Origin of the sequence: Acinetobacter sp. TGL-Y2 (assembly GCF_001612555.1) — a bacterium.
Classification (GTDB): Bacteria; Pseudomonadota; Gammaproteobacteria; order Pseudomonadales; family Moraxellaceae; genus Acinetobacter.
In genome coordinates this window covers 2283868-2296888 of the sequence record NZ_CP015110.1, presented here as the reverse complement: position 1 = coordinate 2296888, position 13021 = coordinate 2283868, and the positions used below count along the sequence as shown (strand labels likewise).

Sequence of the window (13021 nt, the reverse complement as noted above, 5' to 3'; positions counted from 1 at the left end):
GATGGATAAAATAAGTTATGATGATCTAAGATTAGGCGTGTTGGATGATTTTTATCAAGAAATGCTTAATCATGGACATCAATGTAATATTCAATATGAAACAGTTTTAGGGCATCTAATTTATGAATATGAAGAGGGATTTTCCAATATTGAAATTATTATTATTGAATTTGTGATTTATGTAATAGCTGGAAAATTTGTTTCTGAAAAAGTATCCGATAAACTCAGGGGGGATTTAGCTGATAAATTAAATAAAGTGGAATTTAAATTACTTTTACAATTATTAGATTTTGATGAGAAAACAAATTTTTTACATGATTTATTTTTGCTGAAGTTTATTGATGAAGAAACTAGAGCTAAATTAACTAAAATTTAAGCAGTGTTATCAAATGAAGATTAACATTTTAGACAAACTTATGATACAGCTCAGGAGTAAAATCATTAAAAGAGGTAAAAATGAAGCGAATTGAGATGGGAGGGTATTACTCAGGTGCTATTAATCAAGGGAGACTGTATTTCCCTAAAATATTAGATCCAAATACTATAGATATTTTAATGATTCTAAACCTTATCGAAAATCAGAAATATGGCGTATTAGAATTAGAAAATACGTTAGCAAAGGATGAAGTTGAACCACAAAAATTAACTTTATATTTTGAAGATGACAACTATTTACTAATGTTATTAGATTTTGACGAAGAAGGTTATATTGATGTTAGAACACCATATAATCCTGATGCTCCAAAAGGTGTATTTCAAAATATATTAGGAGAGCCGTATGGTGCAACAACAATTGTGCAAGATATAGAATTAGTAAAAAAATGTTTTATTGAATTTAATCAAACAGGAAATGTATCAAGAGATTTATTAAATTGAAAAAAGTAGTACTACCCGAGACCAAGTGACAGGATTATTAAATGGTTCAGTGACTGTAGACAATCGTTTACTGACGGAAAGTGGACGAGAGCAGATTATAAAAGAGCAGAAAGATTTACCGCAGAATGCTGAAATCATCGGGAAAATGACAGCAGCCGGTGTTACGAGTTTAGGTGTGGCGACGGCTTCTTTGGCAAGTGGAGATCAAAATGTAGGGCAAGCATTTAAAACATTAATGAACCCTGCTAATACATTTGATTTTGTACAAAAACACCCAGAAGCCGCAACAGTTTTAGAGCAGTTTAAAAACGGCAATTACGATGGTATTTTAGCAACCAAAGGCAGCATTCAATTACTGGCACAAGCACTTGGGAAAGATGTAGATGTCCTCACAACTTCAATGACTACATTTCTGGGTATAAAAGGCGCTTATGACCATCAAACTGATACGATTATTTTAGATGTCAATAATGAAAATCGTAAAACAATTGTGGATACATTGGGACATGAAATAGCACATGGACAAGGGATTAAGAATGAAACTTCTGCTGATTTGATTGGTAAATCTGTAGATTGGGCTTTTGATTCAGGTGTTAAAAATAACCAAGACACGATTGAACAATATAAATCTCAATTGGGTGATGGTAAAGATGCAGTTACCCAAGCTCAAAATATAGCTGAATTAGAAAAAGACAATACAACTGTTGTTGATGCTATATCGGATCATGGAGATAAGATCGATGAAAAAACGTCATACTGGCAGGACATAAAGCACCTAGGTTGCTGGAGTGATGAATGTTTAACAGCATATAAGCAAATGGATGCAGCACAAGAGAAAGCTTATAGGCTAGGTCAATCAAAAGCGACAACAAAATTTATAAATGATATTAAGAATTTACCTAATGTTCCGAAAGAAGTTTATGAAGCATTGACGAAAGATCCAATAGGAACAATGTCAGCGATTTGGGCAGGTGTAAAAATGTTCCAGGCGAGTTATGGGACACAGGAAAGACTATAACAAAAGGTAATTTAGCTGGCAGCAGCCCAGCAGAATTTGAAAAGATGGGTAATGCTGAGATGACGACAGTGCTTAATGGTCTCTCAGTTGCGATAAGTGCAGGAACGGTAATGGTTGCGAAGAAAGGTGGTGGTATAGTTATTGAGGCTGCCAAAAGTACTAAACGTATTTTACAAAATGATCCTGCGAAATTGCCAACAATTACGACAAGTGCAGGCGGTTATATAAAGGCAAGCATAATTACAGAAAATGGAAAGATCATTGATCCACCGAAGGAGGTTTTAAATAAACAAAAAGAATTAATAGGCAATAAAGATAAGAATGCAACTGGTGTACTACGAGAGGAAATCGCAGATAGTTATTTTAAAAATAGTGGTTACACCAAACTTGAAAGTAAATGTGGAAGCAATTGCTTTGATGGTGTTTATATTAAAAATGGAGAACTTTATGTTGTGGAAGTTAAGCCTTTAAGTCGCAATGCTATTAATCTAAGTAGTAATAAAAATTCACCTAATGATATAGCTGGATTTAAATTTTAAGCTACATTGCCTTCAAGCCTAAATCGAGCGCTTCTTCTATGTTTTTGTCAAAACGGACAGCGATACTTTTAACTTTGGATTTTAGCACTGACCATGCTTTTTCAATTGGATTTAAATCTGGACTGTAAGCAGGCAAGTACATGATTCTACAGTTAAAGTCTTTGGCTAGTTTTTTGATATCTCCGTTCTTATGAATCGAAGCGTTATCTAGAATCAGCAGATGTCTTTTGGTCTTATCTTGATTATCTTTGGTTAAATTTTCAAGTAGATATCTCAACCATCCCGTGAACATTGCTCGATCGCATGAACCTTGAAAAATCAAAGGGTAAAGGAACTGATACGCTGAATTAGACCTCACAGCACTGATGATACTTAATCTTTTACCATGACCACCCAATTTTAAAGCAGCGCAACGACTGCCTAGTTTAGACCAACCATATTGCGCTGTATCTGTGGTGTTTATCCCAGACTCATCAATATAAAGAATCTGATCTTCCCCAAACGCCTCTTTCCATTGCGGAAGAAACCAGTTGAATACAGCCCTTGTTATTTTGTCGGCTTGCTTATAGAGAAAACTCTTTTTTTACGTGTCCAACCAAGTCTATGAATGGCTTTTAACAGGGTTGAGTAAAGGATTGGATACCCAAACTTTTGTTCAAATAAAGGGATGAGATCTTTCACTTGAGAAAATTCAGTAGTTTCAATAAAGTGTTTGAAAGCATCCATATCCTTGATTTTAGTGGGTCGACCTGCATTGATTTTAGGCTGTTTCAATTCTCCAGTGGTGTTTTGAAGAAGAATCCAATCATCCAAAGTGGTTCTAGATATTTTAAAGGTTTTACATGTATATGATTTGTGATTATTTTCTTCATAAAACTGCATGACTTTTTCACGTAAATCCACTGAATATACTTTAGGCATGATCTTGAACAAATTAATTTTTTATCATTGTATCCTAAAATAAGATTGCAGCTATATTGGCGTACAAATGTCAGATAAATGGATTAAAAGTAGAGTTTTAGCATTGAGTGATACAGGAAACATTGAAGCAATAAATACAGCAAAATTAATTGATCAAGCTGTTAAGCAAGGGAAGCCAATCAATAAAATTGTTGTTGGTGTTAGTGATAGTCGAGCTATTACATTGAATTTGGGAAATAAGGTTGCAAAATGATGAAAGATACTTTACTAACTAAATTTCAAGGTAGAGATTTGTTCTATGAAAATCAGGAAAAAGAGAATATAGACCTAATTGTTGAAAGGTTGAAGAAAAATCAGCCTCAAGCTGCTGTTTATGAATCTTTTGCTGTGTTGGCTACATTTAATGGCTTTAAAGAATGGTTATTTAATGCAAATTTAGATTGTCTAAAACAATGGTTTTATGTATCCAGTTTATTAAGAATAGAAAGTGCAAGATATTCTGGCGGTTTCTCTTATACAATGTCTACTCCTGATGAATTTATCTTTCCAATTTTATCTGATAATACAGAGGTAATTGAAAAGTTTGCTCATCTTGATACAGTTCATTTACTTTGGGGAGAGTATGAACCTAGTTATCAAGAGGCTAAATTCAAACCATCTAAAGATGATCCAAGATATCGTACACATGCTTTACAAGCAGTACTTCGACATGATTGGGAGGACTATCAAAAAATTAAAGAAGTTGCTAATAAGAAAATCAATAAATTAAGAGAAGTGGTGCAATTTGAATTTGGAATCTATGATGCAATTTATGAAAAGGATAAAGATAAAATCATAGAGATAGTACAAACTTTATTAAAACCAAAAGTACACAAAGCTTATAATAAAGATTTTAGTGAAGAATTTAATGGAGATATTTGGTCGCATCATCCAGTCATGTTTACTAAGCTTGCTTGGATGAATGGGTTAGAAATTGAAATTGATAATCCTTTAGTTCCTATGGAGCTAATGCCAGTAAAACCATTGGATCACTATGAATACCATTATGACTTTTTAGATCCGAACTGGAAGCCAAAAAGCTTTTGGTCAAAGTTATTTGGTAAATAGAGATATCAAAAATAATATTGATATTAATGGCTTATGGCTATCAGTATTAAGTGGCTTTGTATCAGAAGATACAACACAAAGTACCAAGACGACAGAAACAATGCATAAAGCAGGTTCAATCAACACCGAAAATTTAAAAATCCAAAGTGCTGATGGTATTGATATTTTAGGTCAAAATATCAAAGCCACAGGAGATACGGTATTTGATCACGGACGTGGTGCACTTAATACTGGTGGTTATGAAAATAAAACGACAGTCGAAGAAAAAACACATACAGAAACGATCAGTGCAGAAGTGGGTGTGCGTAATGCATACCTAGATGCAGTTCTTGCAGTTGGTGCAGTCAAAGATGCAGCCGAGGCAGTCAAGCAAGCCAAAGATCAATATAGTCAAGCGCAACGTGATTATGCTTCAGGCAAGATAAGCAAAGAAGCCTTGGATGACACAAAAGCAAACGTTACGATGGCGACTGCTAACCTCGCAAATGCGCAGATTGCAGTTGGAGCAGCAGCGGCAACTGCTGCTGCAAGTTCAGCAACCTATGGCTTTACCATTGGAGCGAATGGTGAACGTATAGAAACAACCACGAGCACCAATACCACCCAAGGCAAATGGCAAGGAAGCCAACTTGACTTAAACAACCTGACCTTAAAATCAGAAGGTCAAGATGTAAACCTACAAGGGAGTCGATTAACTGCAACAGGCACAACGACTTTCGATGGGACAAAAGATTTTAATGTAAGTGCAGGAAAAGAACAGAGTCAACAAGAGACCAGCAGTAAGACCAATAACCAAAGTGTGAGTTACACCTACGGTGGTGGTGGAAGTGTATCGGTGGGCAAACAAACATCGAAATCACATGATGAAAGTCTGACAAATGTGAATAGTCAAGTTGAACTCAACAAAGTTTCAGGGTCACTGAATAAACTCAATATCCAAGGTGGAGAAGTGAGTATTGCGGATCGTGGTGATCTCAAAGTCAATGAGATCCATGTAGAAAGCTTACAAGATACAGCATCAGGCAATAACAACAGTAAAGGCGGTTCGGTGGGTGCTGGTTTTGGTTCTAGTGGTTTGAGTAATATCTCAGGCAGTTATAACCAAGGCAAAGGGCAAAATGACAAAGCGTGGGTGAATGAAACCAGTAAACTATTGATTGGTAATGCACAAAACGGTGCAGACCTAGATGCGATGGGCGTGCAAAAGATCAGTAATATTGGCGGAGTGATCGCCAATGCAAGCAAGAATGAAGATGGAACTCTGACTGATCACAAAAAGCTAAATTATACAGGTCAACTTGAGCTCAAAGATATCCAAGACCATAGTTCTGAAAGTAATCGTGGCTTTAATGTTTCAAGCAGTGTAGGCACATCGATTAAAGGTGAGAGCAAAGAAAGCGCATTCCATCCGAGCGGTAGTACAACAGTTGGCTTACAAAGTACAGGGAACGAAAAAGAGCAGTTGACCAAAGCCACGATGGGACAAGGCACGGTTAGTAATACAACCACAAGCACCAACCGAGATATCAACAATACGCAAGAAATCACCCGAGACCAAGTGACAGGATTATTGAATGGTTCAGTGACTGTAGACAATCGTTTACTGACGGAAAGTGGACGAGAGCAGATTATAAAAGAGCAGAAAGATCTACCTGAGAATTTAAAGCAAGCAACAGAACAAATAAAAAATGATGTTGAAAAATTAGCTTTAAAATTACCTGATTCAAAAATTCAAAAATTCAAAAATTCAAAAATTCAAAAATTCAAAAATTCAAAATAAAATAATTACTTCTCTTAACCAGATGGTTGGAGGAGATATGATTGCTGATGCCTACAAAGAGTTTTTAAAGAATGGAGGATCAAAAGAAGAGTTTTTTGTTGTGGCGGATAATGCTTATGCACAGAATTATATTAAGGATTTAGCAGATGCAAATGAAAAAATACAAGAATTAGAGTCTAAGGGATATAGTTTAGAGCAAATATTAAATACGAGTATTGCTTCAGTTGGCGATACTAATGTTATTTCGGTAGAAGGTGAGCATAAGGTTAATTTGACAGCAGATACTACGATTGGTATGCAATTGTTAAAGGCATCCTATGGATTATCAAAAGGATATTCTGATTTTCAGCAGGAAATGAATGAGAAATATGGAGTAAAGATTGATCCTGAAACACTTTCTCTTGTTATTGGAACAATTTTAACTGGCCCAGCTAAAACAGTAGCGAATGTATTGGCCTCTAGTCAATATGGGCAATACATTCAAGAAGCCAAGGAAGCAGGTGTTAATCTTGTTTCAACAACTATAAGGTAGTGCATGAATACGACGTGATAAAAATAATAAGTTATTGATATTAAAATATATAAATGAATTATTACACGTTGGTTTTTAGCACTACCAATTTATTATATTGAAGGTCGGTATAGTGTTAAAAAAAATGATTGTTTTATCCCTGACGTGCATTATGTCAGTCACAAGCCATGCAATACAGTGGGGAGCGGAGAGTACTGGAGACAAGCTTGTGTTCAACTATATTCGTTCGACCGGTTATCATCTTGCTTCTACAATTGACGGAGGGAGTGTTGCATGGGCATATTTCTCTGAGGAGGATGAAAAAAGTATAGATATGTCTAGAAGCATGTTCAACATATTTTTTAAAACGAAGGAAGGATGGAAGCTTACGAATACGTGTCCTTTAGCGACTTCTGGCAATTCAGGAAGTTGTAAGCTATGGACCAGTACTGCAGATAAGCTCACGATGCAGAAGGCAGGATATATGAACTTAGAGATACGTTTAGTTATGAAAAATGCCGATAAGGACAAAGTTCATGTACGCCTAATTCAACGTCCCGCAAGTGGTTTTGATAATCGAACTATGGCGGATGACGACTTATATATAAGGGGCGCAAATTGTCTTGCTCAGACCAATCAGGTTTGGAATGTGGGGCATTTCACTGCGGGAGCTCAGGAGAAGAAAAGTTTCAATTTCAATATTGAAGGTATGGGTAATTCTGAGGGGTATCTTGAACTTGAAAGTAATGATTTGAGTGGCTCTACCATGACTTTAGGAGGGGGGAAGAAGGGACCAATATTAAAATTTGAGCAGTCGACAAACGACGATCAGGTCTCACCTGATAAATGTACAGTACCAGCATCTAATAACATGTGTGTTATATTGCCTAAAAAAGGAGGACAAATTATTGTAGCAGGAGAAGCAGACGCCTCATTAAGTGAACCAGGTTCATTTTCATCGACATTGAAAGCGACCTTGACATGTGATTGATGGAATTCATGGGATATCTAAATAACCCAAATCGTGGATGATAATTTTTCTTAAGATTATAAAATATATGTGATTTTATGATCTATTTGAATCAAATTTTAGTATTTTTAGATCAACTCATAGACTTATTTATGTTCAAAATCATAGATACGTCTTAGAATAGATGATCTCAACTTCTTAAGCTGGATTCGGGTTAAATAAGTATTTCGCCTTTAATGAAAGTATCTGGAACCAAATGTGTCAATATTAAAAATAGCTTTGTTGCACAAAAAATAAGAAGCAAAAACTCTCCTAAATCACCCAAATTCAAGTAACAACTTGGGGGGAAGGGCTACCCATTATCATTTTTTTTCTAAAATTAACATCATATGCATTATGCGAAAGTTGTTATATTTCACTTTTAAATTCAAATTTTTACCTTAATATTTATAGTCCAAACATCATTTCTGAACTTTTTTTTGTTAACATCTACGTTTTAGATCTGTTTTTTGATCAATACTCCCGGACTTGTGTAGTTCAGTTTAACCATGGAATAAGAAAAACCGACTGAAAAGACCTCTTCTAGGTTGTTCTGGTTCGGCATGCTCTGGTACAAAAATACGCTTACTCGCCAATCTCTAGAATACTAGGTAGTGTTATGCAAGGTTCCGTTATCTCTGGTTGAGAATCTGGGTATTATGTTTGAATCAATACATTAGATCTCTTGCGAAAGTCACGATTGCGAATTTATTCGGTTTAACAGTGCAGCGATTCAATTGATGCGTAAACCGAATCTCTTGCGTCTATTACGGTAGCACTCACCCAATACTCTTAATGTTTTTATCCCTGTCTTGTTCTCCACGATACTAAAACCCCCGTATCACAGAAGCTTAGGACGTGGCCAATGGAATTAACAAAAAACAAGCCCGATTGATTCAGACTCTAGAAAAATATAGAGAGTTGCATAAAAGCTGATTCACTTTGAACGCTAAAAATGCTATTAAAGTAAGTTGTATGAAAAGTTGATTAAATAACCAAATTCACACTGTTAAATACGACACAATTAAACACTCTCTAAAAATAAATAGATAAAAAAGGTATCAAGCTTCTATGCTTCAAAATGATCAGGCAGCACTTGTGGGTTGTGAAGAATGCGATACGGTTTACCGTAGAAGCAAGCTTGCATCGGGGGAACGTGCTTACTGCCAATGTTGTGGTGCAGAACTTTACCGAGACATCCAGTCTTTTCATACCTTACTGGCGCTGATTTCAACTGCACTGATTGTATTTACCATTGCCAATAGTTTTTCAATTGTGCAAGTCGAATTACAAGGCATCTATTCAGATACAACCTTATTGGGTGCGGTACAGGCTATGTTTCATGCGGATCGTGCTTTTGTCGGCATCTTGATTTTGATCACGACATTTATCGTGCCTTTGATGTATTTATTATTATTGGGCTATGTGCTGACTTCAATCGTGTTTTCTGACAAACATCAGGTTCCGCATAGAGATCGATTTATTCGGATGGCATTACGGGTATTGTTCGAACTGCGCATGTGGGGCATGGTAGAAGTGTTTCTGATTGGTGTGTTGGTGACACTGGTCAAATTGGTAGGGATGGTGGTGGTGATTCCGGGTATTGCACTGTGGGCATTTGCTATTTTAAGTGTATTACTGGTTTATATTGCCTCATTTAAAATCAAAGACATCTGGGATGCCATTGATCGGTATTCTTTATGATGAACGAACATCCTGTAGATCAAAGTCGATCTCTAAGCCAAAGCAATCAAACTCAGGCTTTAAATGAGCTGCAAGATCAACCCAAGTTGGCCCTCAGAGCCATCGATTTATCGATGCTGTTGTGTCATCGCTGCGGTATCTTAAATGCCGTCAAACAAACCCATGTCAATAAGACGGGCGATTCGCAACGGCATTTAGCTCAAAAGTGTTCACGATGCTCAAGTACATTGCATTTACGTAAGACAAGAAGTCTTGAACGAACCTTGGCTTTTCTGATCGCTGCCAGTATTTTATATATTCCAGCGAATATACTGCCAATGACGGTAACCCAATCCCTGTTGGGCAATCAACAAGACACCATCATGAGTGGTGTGATTTATTTTTGGCAAACGGGTGATTATTTTGTATCCAGTGTCATTTTTATTGCCAGTATTTTTATTCCCATGCTGAAATTGGTCATCTTGGCGATTTTACTGATGGCGGTGCATTTGCAGTCGTCGCGTCGCTTAAGATTTTCCCCTGAAAACTGTGCAACCCTATACCGCGTCGTTGAATTTATTGGTCGCTGGTCAATGATTGATGTATTCGTGGTGGCAATGTTAGCGGCGCTCATTCAGATCCATTCGATTGCCACCATTTTGGCTGGACCTGGCGCTGTAGCATTTGGTGCTGTCGTGGTATTGACCATGTTGGCGTCTTTTAGCTTCGATCCCAGAATAATTTGGGATAACTATGCTTTAGCACAACAAAAACAAAAGCCTCCTCCAGCTGCTCAACCTTTAGCCGCTCAGTCTGTAGGTTCAGAGCTTCACCTAGATCCGCAGGAGCAGGGTGGGACTGTAGATTCAGATTCAAATCCTCCTAATTTTAATTATTCAAATAAAGAACAATGAGTATGTCTGACAATACAACAAACAATCCAAATACAGATCATGAATCCGCCTCGATCAATGCGGGCAGCAATGAATTACCAGAGCCTGTCAAGAAGCGTAGCAAGTGGAAACCTTCCCTGATTTGGTTAATTCCGATGATTGCGCTCTTGATTGCTTTATCACTCGCGCTCAAAGTCTATTTGAACACAGGCCCCCTGATTGATGTTTCTTTTAGAACCGCTGAAGGTTTGGAAGCTGGGAAAACCACAGTACGTTATAAAAATGTCAATATTGGCTTGGTGCAACAAATTGATTTGGCAGAAGACCGCTCCCATGTGATTGCTAAAGTAGAACTGCGTAAAAGTGCCAGTAATTTTGCGGCCAAAGACACCCGATTTTGGGTGGTACGTCCGCGCATCGGCACAGGTGGAATATCGGGCATTGATACTTTATTGTCTGGTGCCTATATCGATGTCGATGGCGGTAAATCTCAGGAAAAAGAGCGGGTGTTTAAAGGTTTGGAGACACCACCGGTGATATCCTCCGATGTGCCGGGTAAAATCTTTTTCTTAAATGCCAAAGACTTAGGTTCGTTGGATTTTGGTTCACCGATTTATTATCGAAGAATGAATGTCGGTCAAGTGACAGCCTATAAAATCGCTCCAGATGGTCAAAGCATTGAATTGCAAACCTTTATCCGTGCGCCATTTGATAAGTTCGTGACCAAAGATGCACGCTTTTGGCAAGCCAGTGGGCTCGATGTCAGCTTGAATGCCTCAGGGTTCAGTTTAAATACCCAGTCTTTAGCGAGCATTGTGGCGGGCGGGATCGCATTTGGCTATCCTGAAGATTCAAAAGCCAGTAGCGCAGAAGATCATAGTCGCTTTAAGCTTTGGGATAATCGTACCGAGGCACTCAAAGCACCCGATGTAAATCCACGCAGAATTGTCATGTATTTTTCAGACTCGCTCAGAGGTCTGTCAGTGGATGCGCCAATTGACTTTATGGGCGTTGAAATCGGAAATGTACAGGCCATCAATACCGAATTTTTGCAAGACTATACTCAAATTCGGATGCGTGTAGATGCGATCGTGTATCCATCACGGATTGCCAACGGCAATGAATTAGACCCACAAGGCACAATTTTTAAGAACTTTGTTGAGCGCGGTTGGCGGGCTCAAATTCGTACCGGTAATTTGTTAACGGGTCAAAATTATATTGCTTTTGATGCCTTTCCAAAAGTCACATATGCCACATTAAATATACGACCTGATGGCGTGGTTGAAGTACCAACGACCCCAACAGACTTAAAAGGGCTGCAAACTCAAATTACTGAAATCACTGAAAAAGTGAATAAATTCCCGATTGTAGAAATCGGTCAAGATGTACGTAAAACTTTAAATACCCTTGAGACCACGGTGCAATCGACCAAAAAACTGGTGGATCAACTGGATGGAAAAGTGGCACCTAATCTGCAAGCCACGTTGGACGATGTACGAAAAACGGTTCGCTCTTCTGAAACGATACTCTCGAGTGACGCGCCTATGCAACAGGATTTACGTCGAGCTCTACAGCAAGTGACTCGTGCTGCTGCATCTCTACAACTTATGGCTGATCAAATTGAACAGCATCCTGAATCTTTGATTCGTGGTAAAACGTCTGAGCCTAAAAAAAATGACAATTAAATTGAATAGCAAAGGCATGCTCAAATCGAAGCATGCCATACAGCCGATACAGCAAAGCCATGTTGAGTTAAAGCACAGCAATGTTAAGTTAAAGTACAGCCCCGCTTTGAGCGCCGTTTGGATTGCAGTGGCGGTGATGGCGACAGGGTGTTCGGCATCGAAGTCACCTCATTATTATTCACTGACACCACAGGTGACACCCACTCTGAATGGGCAAGTCCGAGTCATTGAGGTGCTACCTGTGGGCTTGGCAGATAGGCTAAATCGCATTCCGCTGGTGGTACAGGAAGTCAATGGTAAGTCCAATGTGCTAAATGATGAACGCTGGACTTCTACACTTTCAGCGGAACTCCGAGATGGTTTATCCGCAGGGCTACAACAAAAACTTGGTGCAGTCGATCGTTACAACAGTGGTATGACGGGTGGAAAAGCTGCATATCGGATTGCGGCAGACTTTTCTCATTTTGACATTTTGGAGCGACCTCTGCCAAATGCCAATAAAGCTGAAAGACCGCGTGAAGTTGCAGTTGCGGTGGCATGGACCATTAAATACGATGATCCGAATCGGGCACTGACTACTGTCAATACCCCTCAACACAGCAAGGTTACAGGACAACTGAGCTGTAGGATGACCTTTAATCAAAGTGTCGTATCTAATAGCAACCCGATGGTCGATACTGTGAATACTTTGCGTCAATCTTTAAGTCGGGTGGTCGATGCTGTAGCGGCGTCTGTATTGGCAGTGGAGGGTAAATCGCGCGTCTCAGTTGCAGATGTAACCTGCGCTTAATCTGGTCAACCGACCGCTTCACAGGCCTCGCAGATTCAAATATTAATCCAGAATAATGAGCTTAGGTAGGCTAAGCTCATTTAAAAAACAGCAAAGCTTATACAATAAAAATAGTTCTCGGCGAATTTCAAAGTTCATAGACTTAGCGATCACTTCATAAAAAATTTAATTTTGATTTCTTTCATTTTTGTATGTTTTGGACGGCTGCT

General features: G+C 38.2%; 12 protein-coding genes and 2 pseudogenes. 12 read left to right on the top strand and 2 right to left on the bottom strand.

Features of this window, described 5'->3' with window-relative positions; all coding sequences use genetic code 11:
• The first annotated feature begins 1 nt into the window (after window position 1).
• The 3 genes and pseudogenes from AMD27_RS10990 to AMD27_RS10980 form a co-directional block, all read left to right on the top strand.
• Window positions 2-376 carry a hypothetical protein gene (locus tag AMD27_RS10990; protein ID WP_067660357.1) on the top strand — a complete coding sequence of 125 codons (375 nt, stop codon included), beginning with the start codon at window positions 2-4 and terminating at the stop codon, window positions 374-376.
• Between the two features lie 80 nt (window positions 377-456).
• Window positions 457-876, top strand: a complete 420-nt coding sequence (locus AMD27_RS10985; protein ID WP_067660354.1) for a DUF6911 family protein — start codon at window positions 457-459, stop codon at window positions 874-876.
• 13 nt (window positions 877-889) lie between these two features.
• Window positions 890-2415, top strand: a pseudogene (locus AMD27_RS10980) (hemagglutinin); the annotation flags it as partial.
• A 19-nt stretch (window positions 2416-2434) separates the two neighbouring features.
• On the opposite strand, the gene AMD27_RS18165 reads toward AMD27_RS10980, so the two are convergent.
• The gene (locus tag AMD27_RS18165; RefSeq protein ID WP_081405914.1) at window positions 2435-2983 is read right to left on the bottom strand and encodes an IS630 family transposase; all 549 of its coding nucleotides are present in this window, start codon (window positions 2981-2983) and stop codon (window positions 2435-2437) included.
• On the bottom strand, window positions 2980-3354 hold the full coding sequence (locus AMD27_RS10965) for an IS630 transposase-related protein (RefSeq protein ID WP_067655598.1): 375 nt from the start codon (window positions 3352-3354) through the stop codon (window positions 2980-2982). Before AMD27_RS10965 ends, AMD27_RS18165 begins: the two co-directional genes overlap by 4 nt.
• Before the next feature lie 67 nt (window positions 3355-3421).
• Between AMD27_RS10965 and AMD27_RS10960 the strand changes: the two genes are divergently transcribed.
• The 9 genes and pseudogenes from AMD27_RS10960 (at window position 3422) to AMD27_RS10920 (ending at window position 12812) form a co-directional block, all read left to right on the top strand.
• The gene (locus AMD27_RS10960; protein ID WP_067660345.1) at window positions 3422-3607 is read left to right on the top strand and encodes a hypothetical protein; all 186 of its coding nucleotides are present in this window, start codon (window positions 3422-3424) and stop codon (window positions 3605-3607) included.
• Window positions 3604-4461 carry an immunity 49 family protein gene (locus AMD27_RS10955; protein ID WP_067660342.1) on the top strand — a complete coding sequence of 286 codons (858 nt, stop codon included), beginning with the start codon at window positions 3604-3606 and terminating at the stop codon, window positions 4459-4461. Before AMD27_RS10960 ends, AMD27_RS10955 begins: the two co-directional genes overlap by 4 nt.
• Window positions 4462-4507: 46 nt before the next feature.
• Window positions 4508-6131: pseudogene (locus AMD27_RS10950) on the top strand (hemagglutinin repeat-containing protein); the annotation flags it as partial.
• A 147-nt stretch (window positions 6132-6278) separates the two neighbouring features.
• Window positions 6279-6773, top strand: a complete 495-nt coding sequence (locus AMD27_RS10945; protein WP_067660335.1) for a hypothetical protein — start codon at window positions 6279-6281, stop codon at window positions 6771-6773.
• 112 nt (window positions 6774-6885) lie between these two features.
• The gene (locus tag AMD27_RS10940; protein ID WP_150115773.1) at window positions 6886-7743 is read left to right on the top strand and encodes a hypothetical protein; all 858 of its coding nucleotides are present in this window, start codon (window positions 6886-6888) and stop codon (window positions 7741-7743) included.
• A 1089-nt stretch (window positions 7744-8832) separates the two neighbouring features.
• Window positions 8833-9465: a paraquat-inducible protein A gene (locus AMD27_RS10935; protein ID WP_067660329.1), complete on the top strand. Its 633-nt coding sequence runs from the start codon at window positions 8833-8835 to the stop codon at window positions 9463-9465.
• Window positions 9465-10358, top strand: a complete 894-nt coding sequence (locus AMD27_RS10930; protein WP_150115811.1) for a paraquat-inducible protein A — start codon at window positions 9465-9467, stop codon at window positions 10356-10358. The genes AMD27_RS10935 and AMD27_RS10930 overlap by 1 nt, the downstream gene beginning before the upstream one ends.
• Window positions 10355-12022: an intermembrane transport protein PqiB gene (locus AMD27_RS10925; RefSeq protein WP_228140656.1), complete on the top strand. Its 1668-nt coding sequence runs from the start codon at window positions 10355-10357 to the stop codon at window positions 12020-12022. The genes AMD27_RS10930 and AMD27_RS10925 overlap by 4 nt, the downstream gene beginning before the upstream one ends.
• A complete protein-coding gene (locus tag AMD27_RS10920) occupies window positions 12012-12812 on the top strand; it encodes a PqiC family protein (RefSeq protein WP_228140655.1) in 801 nt (266 codons plus the stop codon). Before AMD27_RS10925 ends, AMD27_RS10920 begins: the two co-directional genes overlap by 11 nt.
• The last annotated feature ends 209 nt before the right edge of the window (window positions 12813-13021 follow it).

Excerpts from the sequence above, each read along its gene's own strand:
- AMD27_RS10990 (WP_067660357.1), top strand. The coding sequence starts at position 2 with ATGGATAAAATAAGTTATGATGATCTAAGATTAGGCGTGTTGGATGAT.
- AMD27_RS10985 (WP_067660354.1), top strand. The coding sequence starts at position 457 with ATGAAGCGAATTGAGATGGGAGGGTATTACTCAGGTGCTATTAATCAA.
- AMD27_RS10965 (WP_067655598.1), bottom strand. The coding sequence starts at position 3,354 with ATGCCTAAAGTATATTCAGTGGATTTACGTGAAAAAGTCATGCAGTTT.
- AMD27_RS10960 (WP_067660345.1), top strand. The coding sequence starts at position 3,422 with ATGTCAGATAAATGGATTAAAAGTAGAGTTTTAGCATTGAGTGATACA.
- AMD27_RS10955 (WP_067660342.1), top strand. The coding sequence starts at position 3,604 with ATGATGAAAGATACTTTACTAACTAAATTTCAAGGTAGAGATTTGTTC.
- AMD27_RS10945 (WP_067660335.1), top strand. The coding sequence starts at position 6,279 with ATGATTGCTGATGCCTACAAAGAGTTTTTAAAGAATGGAGGATCAAAA.
- AMD27_RS10935 (WP_067660329.1), top strand. The coding sequence starts at position 8,833 with ATGCTTCAAAATGATCAGGCAGCACTTGTGGGTTGTGAAGAATGCGAT.
- AMD27_RS10930 (WP_150115811.1), top strand. The coding sequence starts at position 9,465 with ATGAACGAACATCCTGTAGATCAAAGTCGATCTCTAAGCCAAAGCAAT.
- AMD27_RS10925 (WP_228140656.1), top strand. The coding sequence starts at position 10,355 with ATGAGTATGTCTGACAATACAACAAACAATCCAAATACAGATCATGAA.
- AMD27_RS10920 (WP_228140655.1), top strand. The coding sequence starts at position 12,012 with ATGACAATTAAATTGAATAGCAAAGGCATGCTCAAATCGAAGCATGCC.